This window comes from Variovorax boronicumulans (assembly GCF_030812215.1).
Classification (GTDB): Bacteria; Pseudomonadota; Gammaproteobacteria; order Burkholderiales; family Burkholderiaceae_C; genus Variovorax; species Variovorax boronicumulans_C.
Window position 1 is genome coordinate 122,002 of sequence record NZ_JAUSSG010000006.1, and the last position, 13,821, is coordinate 135,822.

Consider the following 13,821-nt stretch of genomic DNA (forward strand, 5'->3'; position numbering starts at 1 on the left):
GCGGCCCTTCGTGTCCTCTTTCGGCCCCCTCGACGGCGTGCGCTACGGGCTGCTCGGCCTGCCGCTCGCGTTCGTCGCGCTACCCCTCTACGTGCTGCTGCCGAACCACTACGCACGCGCCTTCGGCGTGCCGCTCGCCACGCTGGGTGCGGTGCTGCTGGGTGCACGGCTGCTCGACGCGGTCATCGATCCGCTGCTCGGGCGGCTCAGCGATCGGCTGCATGCGCGCTCGGCGCGGGCCGTGCTCGGCTTCGGCGCCGTCGCCGCGGGCGTCCTGCTGCTGGGCTTCGGGCTGCTTTTCTTTCCGCAGCTGCTGGTCGACCCTGCGCGCCATGGCGCGCTGCTCGTGGTGGCCGCCGTGCTGCTCGCGCTGACCTACGCGGGCTACAGCATGCTGAGCATCGCGCATCAGTCGTGGGGTGCGATGCTGGGCGGTGACGCACTGCAGCGCAGCCGCATCGTGGGCTGGCGCGAAGGGATGGGACTGGTCGGCGTGGTGCTGGCCTCGGTTGTGCCGACGCTGGCGGGCCTGCCCGCGACGGTCGCGCTGTTCGGTGTGCTGCTGGCGGCGGGATGGGTCTTCTGGACGCAGGCGCCGCGGCCGGGGCGCACCGACGTGCCGCATGTATCGATCGACCTGCGGCTGCCGCTGCGCCGTGCGCCGTTTCGCCGCCTGCTCGCGGTGTTCGTGCTCAACGGCATCGCGAGCGCGGTGCCGGCCACGCTGGTGCTGTTCTTCGTGCAGGACCGGCTGCGGGCCCCCGCTGCCATGGAGCCCGCGTTCCTCGGCCTCTATTTCGTGATGGCCGCCGCGTCGATCCCGGCGTGGCTGCGCATCGTGCGCCGCTGGGGCCTCGCGCGCAGCTGGCTCGGCGGCATGTGCATGTCGGTGGCGGTGTTCGCATGGGCCGGCGCGATGGGTGCCGGCGATGCGGTTCCTTTTCTTGTCGTCTGCGCGCTGTCGGGTTTCGCGATCGGCTCGGACCTCGTGCTGCCGAGCGCATTGCTGGCAGGGATCATTGCCGAGGCCGGCGACCAGCCGCATGCCGGCGCGTACTTCGGCTGGTGGAATTTCGCGACCAAGCTCAACCTCGCGCTGGCCGCCGGCCTCGCGCTGCCGTTGCTCGGGCTGGCCGGCTACGTGCCCGGCGCGCGCGATGCGTCGGCGCTGCAGGCGCTGTCGCTTGCCTACTGTCTCCTGCCCTGCGTGCTCAAGGTGGCGGCGGGTGCGACGCTGTGGGCGCTGGTGATTCGAGCGCCCGCGCCCGCATCGCCCCGGCCGCTCCCGGCAAAGGCTGCGCCGTGAAGCCCTTCAACCCGCCGCTCGCCGACTGGCAGGGCAAGACCGCGTGGATCGTCGGCGCCTCCTCGGGCATCGGGCGCGCGACGGCACTGGCGCTGCTCGAAGGCGGCGCGCGGGTCGCGGTATCGGCCCGCAACGGCGAGGCGCTCGAAGAGCTCGCGGCGCTGCACAACGATGCCGCGGGGCCGCCGCGCGTGATCGTGCTGCCGCTCGATGTGCGCGATGCCACCGCGGCGGCCGCCGCCTATGCGCAGTTGCAGGCGATGGCCGGCACCGTCGATCTCGTGCTCTTCAACGCCGCCACGTATGGCGTGCTGCGCGCCGATGCCTTCGCGCTCGACGAGATGCTCGCGCACCAGCAAGTCAACTACGTCGGCGCACTGAACGTGCTGGCCGCCGTGCTGCCCGGCTTCGTGGCGCGCGGTGCGGGGCACGTCTCGCTCACGGCGAGCGTCGCCGGTTTTCGCGGGTTGCCAAAGAGCCTGGCCTACGGCCCGACCAAGGCCGCGCTGACCAACCTGGCCGAAGTGCTCTATATCGATCTGCACGCGCGCGGCATCGGCGTGAGCGTGATCCAGCCGGGCTTCGTGGCCACGGCGCTCACCGCGAAGAACGACTTCGCGATGCCGTCACTGATCACGCCGGCGCAGGCGGCCGAGGCCATGCTCGAGGGCTGGCGGCAAGGCGCGTTCGAGATCCACTTTCCGCGTCGCTTCACGTTCTGGATGAAGCTGATGCGGCTGCTGCCGTACCGGCTCTACTTCCCGGCCGTCGCCAGGTTCACCGGGCTCTGAAACGAAGGGGCTTCTTCGCGGGACCCCGTGGAGCCGGCTTTGCCGGGCCAGCGGTGTCGCCCCCCGGCGAGGGGGTTGCGAAGCGACACGAAGTGCGCGAAGCCTGGGGAAGAGTCAAGGTTTTGTGTCGATGAAGCTCGGGCGAAGCATGAGCTTGTCGTAGAGCTTCGCCAGGTTGCCGTGCTCGCCGCGCCAGTCGATGTCGGGAAAGCGCAGGCTCAGCCAGCCCAGCGCGCAGCCCACCGCGATGTCCGACAGGCTCAGGTGGATGCCGCTGCAGAAGGGCTTGTCGCCCAGCCCCTTGGACATGGCGGCCACGCCGTCCACGACCTTCACGCGCTGGCGCTCGATCCAGGTCGTGCTGCGCTCGTGGTCGTTGCGGCCGGACCAGGTGGCTTCCAGGCGCCAGAGCACGCCGGCGTCCATGACGCCATCGGCCAGCGCCTCCCAGGTCTTGACCTCGGCGCGCTCGCGGCCCTGCTGCGGGATGAGCTTGCCTACCGGAGACAGCGTGTCGAGATATTCCACGATCACGCGCGAATCGAACATCGCCTCCCCGCCTTCCATGATCAGGCAGGGCACCTTGCCCAGCGGATTGGAATTGGAGATGGTGGTGTCGGCGGACCAGACGTCCTCGAGCACGAACTGGTAATCGAGCCGCTTTTCGGCCAGCACCACGCGCACCTTGCGCACATAAGGACTGGCGGCGGATCCGATCAGTTTCATGAAGGCTCTCTCCCTTTGTTCTCAACCTGATAACACTTGTTCATAATCATTTTAGGTGAACGGAACCACCAGGGGCCCGGATCCACCCCGATGTGTCGGTACGGCCCCACGGACCGCCGGCCGCCTAAAATTCGGGCATGAGCTTTTCCACCGTCTCCGCCCTCTCCCCCCTTGACGGCCGCTACGCGGCCAAACTCGCGGCCTTGCGCCCGCTGATGAGCGAACAGGGCTACATGCACCGGCGCGTGCAGGTCGAGGTGGCGTGGTTCATTGCGCTGTCCGACTGCGGCTTCGCCGAATTCAAGCCCCTCACCGGCGGCGCCCGCAAGTACCTGCTGGGCCTGGTCTCCCACTTTTCCGAGGCCGATGCGCTGGCCATCAAGGAGATCGAGAAAACCACCAACCACGACGTGAAGGCCGTCGAGTACTGGATCAAGTCCAAGTTCGAAGCCCGGCCCGAGCTGCTGGCCGCCGCCGAGTTCGTGCACTTCGCCTGCACCAGCGAAGACATCAACAACACCAGCCACGCCCTGCAGATCCAGGCCGCGCGCGAAAAGGTGGTGCTGCCCGCCATCGACGGCCTGATCGCCAAGCTGCGCGAAATGGCGCACCAGTTCGCCGGCGTGTCGATGCTCTCTCGCACCCATGGCCAGACCGCCAGCCCGACCACCGTCGGCAAGGAAATCGCCAACGTGGCCGTGCGCCTGTCGAAGGCCCGCGCGCAGATCGCCTCGGTGCAGCTGCTGGGCAAGATGAACGGCGCCGTCGGCAACTACAACGCCCACCTGGCCGCCTGGCCCGACTTCGACTGGGAGGCCTTCAGCCGCAAGGTCATCGAGACGCCCGCGCCACTGGGCCTCGGTCTGAGCTTCCAGCCGTACAGCATCCAGATCGAGCCGCACGACTACATGGCGGAGCTGTTCGACGCGGTGGCGCGCGCCAACACGATCCTGGTCGACTTCTCACGCGACATCTGGGGCTATGTGAGCCTGGGCTACTTCAAGCAGCGCCTGAAGAAGGGCGAGATCGGCTCCTCGACGATGCCGCACAAGGTCAACCCGATCGACTTCGAGAACGCCGAAGGCAACCTGGGCCTGGCCAACGCGGTGCTGCGCCACCTGAGCGAGAAGCTGCCCATCAGCCGCTGGCAGCGCGACCTGACCGACAGCACGGTGCTGCGCAACATCGGCGTGGCCTTCGGCTATGCGACGCTGGCCTATGCGAGCCTGGCCACGGGCCTCGGCAAGCTCGAACTCAACGAAGAGGCGCTGGCCGAAGACCTCGACGCATCGTGGGAAGTGCTGGCCGAGCCGATCCAGACCGTGATGCGCCGCTACGGCGTGCAGGGCGCCTACGAGCAACTGAAGGAAGTGACGCGTGGCAAGACCGTCACGGCCGAGGCGCTGCATGGGCTGATCCGTTCGCTGGCCATTCCGGACGAGGAAAAAGCCCGCCTTCTAGCCATGACGCCCGCCAGCTACGTCGGCAAGGCCGCGGAACTCGCCAGTAGAATCTAAGTTCCCGTGTATCGATCCACCCACCGCAGCGAACGGTTGGTCTGACGCGATCGCGGCCCCCCAAACTTTCCAGCCAACGCGCCTTTTCACGGGTGCGCCAGCCAACAACCATGACGGGACTCCTCGAGGTCCCCGTGATTCATGCTGCGCGCTCCGCTGCGACGTCTCTGGCTGAAAATTCACCGCTGGACCGGGCTCACGCTCGGCCCGATCCTGGCCCTTACCGCGCTGCTCGGCGCAGTGCTGGTGGTGGCCCAGCCGATCGACCGCAAGGTCCATTCCGATCTCTTCGTCTCGCGCAGCGCGGGTGATGCCATCGCGGCTGCGGCCGCATTGCCGCTCGAGCCGCTGCGCCGGCGCATCGTGTCCGAGTTCGGCCCCGACACCAATTTCACGCTGCGCCCGCCGCACCACGCCGACGAAACGCTCTGGGTGCTGGTGCGCGGCAAGTGGAACGGCACGCTCTACCTCGACCCCGCCAACGGCACCGAGCAAGGCCGGCGCGGCGCCGAGGAGGGTTTCTACAACCTGGCCTACAAGATCCACAACAGCCTGCTGCTCGACAGCACCGGCAAGGGCATCCTGGCTTTCGTGGCGCTGTCCTACCTGTTCCTGCTGGTGACGGGCCTGGTGCTGTGGTGGCCGGTGCGCTGGCCGCCGTCGCTGCGCATCGTGCTGAACCGCGGCCTCCTGCGCGGGCTGTTCGACCTGCACCGCACGGGCGGCGCGGTGCTCGGCCTCCTGATCGCGGTGTCTGTCGCCACGGGCGCCTACATGGCCTGGCGACCACTGGGCGATTTCATTTCCGCCGCCATGGGGCAAAAGCCGGTCAAGGCGCCGGCCATCGCCAAGGGCAGCGCCAGCGGCCCGCGCATGCCGCTGGACGAACTCGTGGCCCGCGCGCAGCAGGTGTTTCCGGGCCAGCCGATCGGCTACGTGCTGGTGCCCGGCAAGGCGGACCGCCCGATCCGCGTGCGCTTCCGCCTTGCCGACGATCCGCACCCGAACGGCATCAGCTCGGTGTGGCTCAACCCCGTCAGCGGGGAGGTGCTGGCCGCGCGCAAATGGCAGGACCTCGATGCCGGCAACGGCGCGGTGGCGGTGATCTTTCCGCTGCACACGGGCGAGTTGGGCGGCGTGGCCCACCAGATCGTCACCGCGCTGCTCGGCCTGGCACTCGGCGGCCTGGGTTTCAGCGGCATCTGGCTCTGGTGGCGCCGACGCGCCATGGCCGCCGCGGCCCGCAACAACAACGCGCTTTCCAGTCGAACGACGTCCTGAAGAAGAAGCCCCACGGCCCGCCGCACGTTTTCTGTTTTTTATCCCGGAGGAGTTCCCCCTTGTTCCCGCACAAACGCACCGCCATCGCGATGGCCTTGTTGCCCCTGAGCCTGCAGAGCTTCGCAGCCGACGCAGAACCTGCCGCCGACCCGTCGAAGTCGCTGGAGACCATCACCGTCACGGGCGACTGGCTCGCCAGCCCCAACGAGACCAAGGTGCTCGAGCACGCCGGCGCGCGCAGCATCGTCGAGCGCAAGCAGATCCAGGAAAGCGGCGCCTCCAGCGTGCGCGACGTGCTGCGCCAGATCCCGGGCGTGCAGGTGCAGGAGAGCAACGGCACCGGCGGCAGCGACATCTCGCTGAACGTGGGCGTGCGCGGCCTGACCTCGCGCCTCTCCCCGCGCTCGACCATCCTGCTGGACGGCGTGCCGCTCGCCTACGCGCCCTACGGCCAGCCGCAACTGTCGCTCGCGCCGCTGTCGCTCGGCAGCATCGAGACGGTCGACGTGGTGCGCGGCGCGGGCTCGGTGCGCTACGGCCCCCAGAACGTGGGCGGCATCATCAACTTCGTGACGCGCGCGATTCCCAAGCAGTTCTCGGGTGAAGTCGGCGTGGGCGTCGAAGGCGCGAGCCGCGGCGGCGGCACCAAGACCACGCCCACGCTGTTCGTCGGCGGCACCAACGAGAACGGCCTGGGCCTCGCGCTGCTGTACTCGGGCACGCATGGCGACGGCTTTCGCCAGAGCAACGACCACACCAGCATCGACGACCTGATGCTCAAGGGCGCCTACCGGATCTCGAACACCGACGACATCGCCATTTCGCTGCACCGCTTCGAAGGCAAGGGCCGCATGCCGGGCGGGCTGACCACCGCGCAGTTCGCAGCGAACCCGTTCCAGTCGGACCGCCCCTTCGACGAATTCACCGGCAGCCGCACCGACGGCTCGATCAAGTACACGCACAACGACGGCGTGAACAAGTTCGAGATGCTGACGTACTACACCGACTCGTACCGCAGCAGTTACCTGGAGCAGGAAGGCACCGGCGCCAACGCCGGCAAGCGGCGCCTGACCACCGCACCGCGCAACTACAAGACCTTTGCTGTCGAGCCCCGCTACTCGCGCCTGATCGATTCGGGCAGTGTGGTGCAGGAAGTCAGCGTCGGCTTCCGCTATCTCAGGGAACAAGCCTCCGAGGTGGCGGCGCGCACCCGCTACTACACGCCCTCGCCCCTGGAGAACGCCTACAGCCTCACCCAGGCGCCGTACCAGACCAGCACGGGCGGCACGATTGCGCACGCGTTCTACATCGACGACCGCATCGACTTCGGCAACTGGACGGTCACGCCCGGCGTGCGCTACGAATCCTTCCGCTCGCACAACGACGTGTTCACCGTAGCGAACAACCGCGTCACGAACGCGATCTATCCGAAGATCGAATCCAACGAGGTGCTGCCGACGCTGTCGGTGCTCTACCGCGCGAGCGAACGCTGGACGCTGTTCGCGAATGCCGGCGTGTCGTTCGGCCCGCAGCAGTACGCCCAGCTCGCGCAGTCCACCACCAGCCTGCACCCCGAGAAGGCCAAGACCTACGAAATCGGCACGAAGTACAAGGGCGAAGCCTGGAGCGGCGAGCTGACGCTGTTCAACATCAACTTCGACAAGGAACTGCAGCTCGCCCGCTCCATCACCGGCGACGTCGGCCAATGGACCGACCTGGGCGCCACGCGCCACCGCGGCCTGGAATCGGCGCTGCGCTACGACCTCGGCGACCTGAGCGCATCGCTCAAGGGCCTGTCGGTGTCGGGCACGTACACCTACACGCAGGCCACGTCCAAGGCCGGCAACTTCGCCGGCCGCGACCTGCCGTTCTACTCGCGCCAGATCCTGACGCTGGGCGCGCGCTACGAGCGCGGTCCGTGGACGCTGAATGCCGACGTGTATGCGCAGTCGAAGCAGCGCTCGCCGGGCTCGCCGGACGATGGCAAGCCGTACGTCACGCTCGAAGATTCGACCGGCCGCCTCGGCAACATCCCGGGCTACAGCACCGTGAACCTGCGCGCCGCCTACGACTTCGGCCCGTCGATGAGCAACCTGAAGCTGGCCGTCGGCATCAAGAACCTGTTCGATCGCCGCTACTACAACCGCTCGGTGGACAACAACGGCGGCAAGTACGTCGGACAGCCGCGCACGCTGTACCTGCAGGCGTCGGTGGCGTTCTGAAGCCAAGGGAGCGCGGGCATACACTCGCGCACCCATGGCCCTCAAATCCACCATCTTCAAGGCCACCCTCGCGGTGGCCGACATCGACCACGGCTACTACGCCGACCATGCACTGACCCTGGCGCGCCACCCGAGCGAGACCGACGAGCGGATGATGATCCGGCTCGTCGCGCTCGCGCTCAACGCCCACCAGCTGCAGGACATCTGCCAGGGCGACGGCACGCTGGCCTTCGGCGCGGGCCTCTCGAACGTCGAGGAGCCGGACGTGTGGCTGCGCGACTTCACGGGCGAGACCAAGATCTGGATCGAGGTCGGGCAGCCCGAGGACAAACCCATCATCAAGGCCTGCGGCAAGGCGGACGAGGTGATCGTCTACTGCTTCAACCACGCCGCCGAGATCTGGTGGCGCGGCATCGAGAACAAATTGACGCGGCCGCAGAACCTGAAGGTCTACCGCGTGCCGACCGAGGCCTCGCAGGCGCTGGCCGCGCTCGCGCAGCGCAGCATGCAGCTGCAGGCGACGATCCAGGAAAACACGCTGACGCTGGGAGACGGCACGAACAGCATCGACGTCGAGCTGCTTCGCTGGAAGTAGCTCTTCTGCTTTTGCAGCGCTAGGCGGCCGGCATCATCTCGCCGCACTGCCAGCACTGCTCGAAGCCGCCCTCGATCCGCTCGCCGCACACGCATTGCCAGTCGTGCTGGGGTCGGTGCTGCACCGCATGCAGCAATTCCTTGGCGCGCTCAAACTGGCTCTCGTCGTCGATCCAGATTTCCGGCAGGCACTGGTCGGGCGGCAACTGGCCCATCACGGCGCCGAGGAACTCGCGCTGCACCGAGGCCTCGACGCCGTCTTCACGCAGGGCGTGCACCCACAAGGTCGCGATGGCGAGATTGGGCGCTTGGGCAAGACGACGCACGGCAATTGCCTCTTCAGGGCGTGTCGTCGGGACCGAGGGGTTCGGCGGGGTCGTCGGGCCACTGCGGCGGTTCGGCTTCACGCGCCCGCTCGGCGTACTTGTTGAAGCGCCAGGCCGAGTCTTCCATCGTGATGCGGCGCCAGGTCACGCGCTTCTCGACGGGCGTCATGGCGGGCCAGTGCTGCACTTCGTCGAAGGTGCGGCCGCACCCCTTGCATTCGTCGTCGCCCTGGCTGGTGGAGCAGATCGCGATGCAGGGCGTGTCGGGGGTGCTGTGGTACCAGTCGAGCCAGGCGGCCCAGGCCTTGGCGGGAAAGCCGACCTCGTCGACTTCGTCCTCGTGGTGGAACACCATGAGCGCGTAGACCTCGGCCAGCGCGCGCAATTCGGGCGCCAGCGTGATGCCGTCGGGCGAGGGACTCTTCTCGCGCCAGTGGTTGATGGCGGCCTCGATGTCGGTGATGTGGATGGCGGCCATGGGGAGTGAAAAAGCAGCGAGCGGCGATCATAGTCCGCCAATGTCCCGCAACCTCGAAGGGACATGGTCGCTACAAATTAGATAGCACGAGAGCTCCTGCTCACAGGCCTTCCCAAGCGGTTCTCATCGAATGGCTGAAAACTTTCGATTGCCACGGCGTGTTCTTCGATGCTCTAATCCCGCCCACGAAGGGGAGTAGCTCCCGACCGTCGTGCACAACGGCGGAAATCGACAGGTCGTCAATACGAAGCACAACACTTCCGGCCTTTCGGACAACGCATGCGCACTGGCGCAGGCGCTGTCGAGCAAGACCTTCGATTTGAACCTGTGCAGGTTTGGTCGAAGCGTTCGCAAGTCCCCGGAGTCACCCGGCGTCTTCGTTTCCTCGCTTTCGACCAGCCCCGTGCGGGATGAATCGAAACGCATCGGTATGCGCCTGCCCGTCGCGATCCACGCAAGGAACGGCAGGACGGCGCGAAGACAAAGAGGAACCTATGGAACAGTTCATGACCCCGGAATTCTGGGTCGCTGTCGGTCAGATCATCATGATCGACATCCTGCTCGGTGGCGACAACGCCGTCGTCATCGCGCTGGCGTGCCGCAAGTTGCCGCCCGCCCAACGCACCCAGGGCATCCTGTGGGGCACCGCCGGCGCGATCGTGCTGCGCGTGATCCTGATCTTCTTTGCGCTCACGCTCCTTGCCATTCCGTTCCTGAAGCTGGTGGGTGCGATCCTGCTGCTGTGGATCGGCGTGAAGCTGCTGGCTCCCGAACATGACGACGCGCACGGCAACATCGCCGGCAGCGACAAGCTGTGGGGCGCCGTCAAGACCGTGATCGTGGCCGACCTGGTGATGAGCGTGGACAACGTGATCGCCATCGCCGGCGCCGCACAGGGTGCGGGCGAAGGCCACCAGATGCCGCTCGTGATCTTCGGCCTGCTCGTGAGCATTCCGATCATCGTCTGGGGCAGCCAGTTGGTCATCAAGCTGATGGACCGCTTCCCGATGATCATCACGCTGGGCGGCATGCTGCTCGGCTGGATCGCCGGCACGATGGCCGTGTCCGACCCGGCCCTGGCGAACCCCGCCAACTGGACCTGGGTGCCGAAGGTGCCGCAGACCGACACGATCAAGTACGCAGCCGGCATCGCTGGTGCGCTGCTGGTGCTCGCGATCGGCAAGTGGGTGGCCATGCGCCAGGCCCGCAACAAGCCGGAAACGGCCGTGACGACCGGCTGAGCACTGGCATACCCCATTGATCGCCAGAAACTTCGCTGAGAAACTTTCCTGTCCAAACCAGTCTCTGCCACTCTAACTATCTGAAGGAGCACTCATGGAAAAGATCATTCTTTATGTCGACGACGCCGTGTATGCCAGCGAGCAGTTCGCCGAACTCGCGCCGGATGCCAACAGCGTCGTGGCGCGCCATTGGGTGCTCGTGGCCTGCGCGCCGCGCATGACACATCGCATCAGCAAGTGGGTGAGCCACAGCGCACGCGAGAACTGGCGCGCCAAGTGGTTCAGCAAGGTGCAGGCGCAGTTGCTGCCCCTGCTCGAGCGCAACGGCGGAGAGGTGACGGCGGTGCTGGCCAAAGGGCCGCTGGCGGACCTCACGGTGCAACTCAAGCGCGAGCACGGTGCATCCCACGTGGTCGATGCGCGTCGCCCGAAGATCGGCGTCGACCTGGAGCCGGTCACGCCCGACCAGACGCCCGCGCATCAATCGGGCTGGGCCTTTCCCGGCGCCGTGATGGGCATGGGCGCATTGCTGGTGCTGGCGAACGAACTGGCCGAGTAAGCCGCAAGGCGACCCCCTTCTTACGAGCCCCGGTGCGGCAACGCACCGGGGCTCGTTGTTTTGGGAGCGCTGGGGTATCCTGCGCCGCATGCGCATCATCATCAAATGGCTGCTCAGCGCCGTCGCGCTGCTGGCGGTGGCCTATCTCTACAGCGGTGTCCAGGTCAACAGCTTCGGCTCCGCGCTCATCGCGGCCGCAGTGATCGGATTGCTCAACATGATCGTGCGGCCGGTGCTGGTGGTGCTGACATTGCCGGTCACCATCGTCACCCTCGGGCTCTTCCTGTTCGTGATCAACGCGCTGCTGTTCTGGGCCGCGTCGGGGCTCCTCGGCGGCTTTCACGTCAACGGCTTCGTGGCCGCGCTGATCGGCTCGTTGATCTACTCGCTGCTGGGCCTTCTCATCGAGACCGCGCTGGGCGGCCTGCTCTCCAGGCGCTGAGCAGCAGCAACACGGCTACTTCAGCGGCGGCTCTTCCGCCTGCTGCTTGACCAGCGCATCGACGGCCCGTGCGCGGGTGTCGATGATCGACGCCTCGTAGTGATCGATCGGCGCACCCGAAGCGCCCGACTTGCGCACCAGTTCCTGCGCCGCCTTGAAACGATCGCGCGCCGCGGGGTAGTCGAGGATCGCCACGTTGGCTTCGGCGTCGGCGCGCACCGCACGCAGCGTGTCGTTCTGCGCGCCATACAGGTTGCTCAGCACGCGCCAAGCCGTGGCATCGCGCGGATTGGCGGCCACCCAGTCACGCAGCACGGGAATCATCGGCGCGGGCTGGCGCGTGGCGGTCGCGGCTTCGGCTGCGAGGATCATCTCGGGCCGCTCCTTCGACTTGGCATCGAGGAGCGCTGCCGCCTTGGCCGGGGCGCCGGCGGCCAGCTCGATCTCGGCACTGAGCCAGCGCGCCTGTTTCGCCGCGGCCGGGTCTTCCGTGGTGCGCGCGACGAGCCGCTCGGCCAGCGCGCGCGCCGCCTTGTAGTCGCGCAGTTCCTTGGCTGCCAGCGCCGCCGCGTAGAGCGTGCCGGCCTGCTGGGCCGGCGTGCTTTTGGCGAACTCGCCGCTGGCGGCCGACTGGATCCAGAGCCGCAGCACGTCGACGCCCGGCCGCGTCAGTACGCGGGCACGCGAGGCGATCATCGCGTGGTCCATTTCGAGCGGCAGCGCGGGGGCCGTGTCCATGCGGAACTGGAAGCGGCCCTGCATGTCGGAGATGCGCTCGGTCGTGAGCGGGTGGCTCCGCAGGTACGGGTAAGAGCCGTTGTCGTTCAGGCGCGAGGCGTACTGCAGCTTCTCGAACATGGCCGCCGCGCCCTGCGGCGCAAAGCCCGCCTGCGTCATCACGCCGAAGCCGATGCGGTCGGCCTCGCGCTCCATGTCGCGCGAGAAGCTCAGCTGGTTCTGCATGAAGAGCGCCTGGCTGCCCATGATCACGGCCTGGCCGGCATCGCCGTTGCGGCTCTTGCTGGCGGCGATCATCCCGAGAATGAGGCCCGCGATCATCAGCGGCATCTGCTTGCCCTGCTTGCTCATCATCCGGGAGATGTGGCGCTGCGTGACGTGCGAGAGCTCGTGCCCGAGCACCGTCGCCAGCTCGTCGCGGCTGCCGACAGCAGCCACAAGCCCGAGGTTCAGGCCCAGGTAGCCGCCCGGCAGCGCAAAGGCGTTGATGTTGCGGTCGCGACCCAGCACGACGGTCCAGGCGAAGCGCTCGTCCAGTTCGGGCGTGAGCTCGCCGCGCGCGCGGGCGGCGGTCAAGAGGCGCTGCCAGATCTCCTGGACATAGGCGGCGATCACCGGATCGTCGATGTAGTCGGTGTCGCGGTACAACTCGCGGGCGATCTGGTCGCCGAGGCTGCGCTCGGCGCTGGCGGTCATTTCGCCGCCGTCGCCGAGGCCGGGCAGGATCGGCTGCATCTGCGCGCCGGCGGGTATCGGCAACAGGGCCTGCGCCGCTATCAAAACGGAAGCGCATAGCGCGCGCAGGGTGGGCGTTGCGGTGGTCTTTGGCTTTGCGGAGGGAGTCAAGCGCAGCATTCCTCGTCCATGGCTCGGGCTCGTATGATGCATCTTCAAAACGAACGTTCACCCATGAGCGCCGCGCCGGGCCGCCCCAAGCAAGCAAGCGCGCACCGCAGTGCGAAGTACGAAGGTACCCAACCCATGAACACCCTCACCCATTTTGACGCCCAGGGCCAGGCCCACATGGTCGACGTGGCCGCCAAGCCCGCCACCCACCGCGTGGCCGTGGCCACGGGACGCATCGAGATGCAGGCCGCGACGCTGGCGCTGATCGAATCCGGCACGGCGAAGAAGGGCGATGTGCTGGGCATCGCGCGGATCGCCGGAATTCAGGCGGCAAAGAAGACAAGCGACCTGATTCCGCTGTGCCATCCGCTGGCGTTGACGCGCGTGGCCGTGGCGTTTGCGCTGGCCGAAGGGGGCAGCGCGCCGCAGGTGGCTTGCACGGCGACCGTCGAGACGGTCGGACGGACCGGCGTGGAGATGGAAGCGCTGACGGCCGTGCAGGTGGCGCTGTTGACGATCTACGACATGTGCAAGGCGGTGGACCGGGGGATGCGGATCACCGATGTGCATGTGTTGGAGAAGCATGGGGGGAAGTCGGGGAGTTGGGTGGCCGAGTGAGCGGGCACTCACCAATTTTTAGGGTTGCAGCCTGCTGCGACCGCTCGACGCCCGACGAAAGGTCTTGATCGAGCGCTGAGCGGTTTTGCAAAAAGACACAATTAAAGACATCCTTTGACAATTGATTCTGATCGTT

14 protein-coding genes are annotated in these 13,821 nt (G+C 67.2%); 10 read left to right on the plus strand and 4 right to left on the minus strand.

Annotated elements, in window-relative coordinates:
- Nucleotides 1-10: 10 nt before the first annotated feature.
- Nucleotides 11-1,306: an MFS transporter gene (locus tag J2W23_RS17170; protein ID WP_307649574.1), complete on the plus strand. Its 1,296-nt coding sequence runs from the start codon at nt 11-13 to the stop codon at nt 1,304-1,306.
- Entirely contained in the window at nt 1,303-2,097 is a 795-nt protein-coding gene (locus J2W23_RS17175; RefSeq protein WP_307649575.1) for an SDR family NAD(P)-dependent oxidoreductase, read from the plus strand. The genes J2W23_RS17170 and J2W23_RS17175 overlap by 4 nt, the downstream gene beginning before the upstream one ends.
- 114 nt (nt 2,098-2,211) lie before the next feature.
- Here the strand turns inward: J2W23_RS17175 and J2W23_RS17180 are convergent, their stop codons facing one another.
- A complete protein-coding gene (locus tag J2W23_RS17180; protein WP_176661249.1) occupies nt 2,212-2,823 on the minus strand; it encodes a glutathione S-transferase N-terminal domain-containing protein in 612 nt (203 codons plus the stop codon).
- A 137-nt stretch (nt 2,824-2,960) separates the two neighbouring features.
- Between J2W23_RS17180 and purB the strand changes: the two genes are divergently transcribed.
- The 4 genes from purB to J2W23_RS17200 all read left to right on the plus strand — a co-directional run bounded on the left by purB (nt 2,961) and on the right by J2W23_RS17200 (nt 8,438).
- Nucleotides 2,961-4,340 (plus strand): adenylosuccinate lyase, encoded by a 1,380-nt coding sequence (purB, locus tag J2W23_RS17185; protein WP_307649576.1) that lies wholly within the window; start codon nt 2,961-2,963, stop codon nt 4,338-4,340.
- Between the two features lie 141 nt (nt 4,341-4,481).
- Entirely contained in the window at nt 4,482-5,621 is a 1,140-nt protein-coding gene (locus J2W23_RS17190; RefSeq protein ID WP_307649577.1) for a PepSY-associated TM helix domain-containing protein, read from the plus strand.
- An 89-nt stretch (nt 5,622-5,710) separates the two neighbouring features.
- Complete coding sequence (locus tag J2W23_RS17195) at nt 5,711-7,843, plus strand: TonB-dependent receptor family protein (protein WP_307649797.1); 2,133 nt, start codon at nt 5,711-5,713, stop codon at nt 7,841-7,843.
- Nucleotides 7,844-7,877: 34 nt separating this feature from the next.
- Nucleotides 7,878-8,438: a YaeQ family protein gene (locus J2W23_RS17200; RefSeq protein WP_307649578.1), complete on the plus strand. Its 561-nt coding sequence runs from the start codon at nt 7,878-7,880 to the stop codon at nt 8,436-8,438.
- A 19-nt stretch (nt 8,439-8,457) separates the two neighbouring features.
- Here J2W23_RS17200 and J2W23_RS17205 read toward each other — a convergent pair whose 3' ends face one another.
- Both J2W23_RS17205 and J2W23_RS17210 read right to left on the minus strand, forming a co-directional pair.
- Nucleotides 8,458-8,763 (minus strand): putative signal transducing protein, encoded by a 306-nt coding sequence (locus J2W23_RS17205; protein ID WP_176661245.1) that lies wholly within the window; start codon nt 8,761-8,763, stop codon nt 8,458-8,460.
- A gap of 13 nt (nt 8,764-8,776) precedes the next feature.
- The gene (locus tag J2W23_RS17210) at nt 8,777-9,241 is read right to left on the minus strand and encodes a DUF3717 domain-containing protein (protein WP_307649579.1); all 465 of its coding nucleotides are present in this window, start codon (nt 9,239-9,241) and stop codon (nt 8,777-8,779) included.
- A gap of 494 nt (nt 9,242-9,735) precedes the next feature.
- Between J2W23_RS17210 and J2W23_RS17215 the strand changes: the two genes are divergently transcribed.
- From J2W23_RS17215 to J2W23_RS17225, 3 genes are all read left to right on the plus strand, one after another.
- Nucleotides 9,736-10,482 (plus strand): TerC family protein, encoded by a 747-nt coding sequence (locus J2W23_RS17215; protein ID WP_307649580.1) that lies wholly within the window; start codon nt 9,736-9,738, stop codon nt 10,480-10,482.
- A 94-nt stretch (nt 10,483-10,576) separates the two neighbouring features.
- Nucleotides 10,577-11,041 carry a hypothetical protein gene (locus tag J2W23_RS17220; protein WP_176661242.1) on the plus strand — a complete coding sequence of 155 codons (465 nt, stop codon included), beginning with the start codon at nt 10,577-10,579 and terminating at the stop codon, nt 11,039-11,041.
- Between the two features lie 88 nt (nt 11,042-11,129).
- Nucleotides 11,130-11,483: a phage holin family protein gene (locus J2W23_RS17225; protein ID WP_176661241.1), complete on the plus strand. Its 354-nt coding sequence runs from the start codon at nt 11,130-11,132 to the stop codon at nt 11,481-11,483.
- A 15-nt stretch (nt 11,484-11,498) separates the two neighbouring features.
- Here the strand turns inward: J2W23_RS17225 and J2W23_RS17230 are convergent, their stop codons facing one another.
- Nucleotides 11,499-13,076, minus strand: a complete 1,578-nt coding sequence (locus J2W23_RS17230; protein WP_307649581.1) for a M48 family metalloprotease — start codon at nt 13,074-13,076, stop codon at nt 11,499-11,501.
- 126 nt (nt 13,077-13,202) lie between these two features.
- Here J2W23_RS17230 and moaC point away from each other — a divergent pair, with 126 nt between their 5' ends.
- Nucleotides 13,203-13,685 carry a cyclic pyranopterin monophosphate synthase MoaC gene (moaC, locus tag J2W23_RS17235; RefSeq protein ID WP_307649582.1) on the plus strand — a complete coding sequence of 161 codons (483 nt, stop codon included), beginning with the start codon at nt 13,203-13,205 and terminating at the stop codon, nt 13,683-13,685.
- Nucleotides 13,686-13,821: the final 136 nt, after the last annotated feature.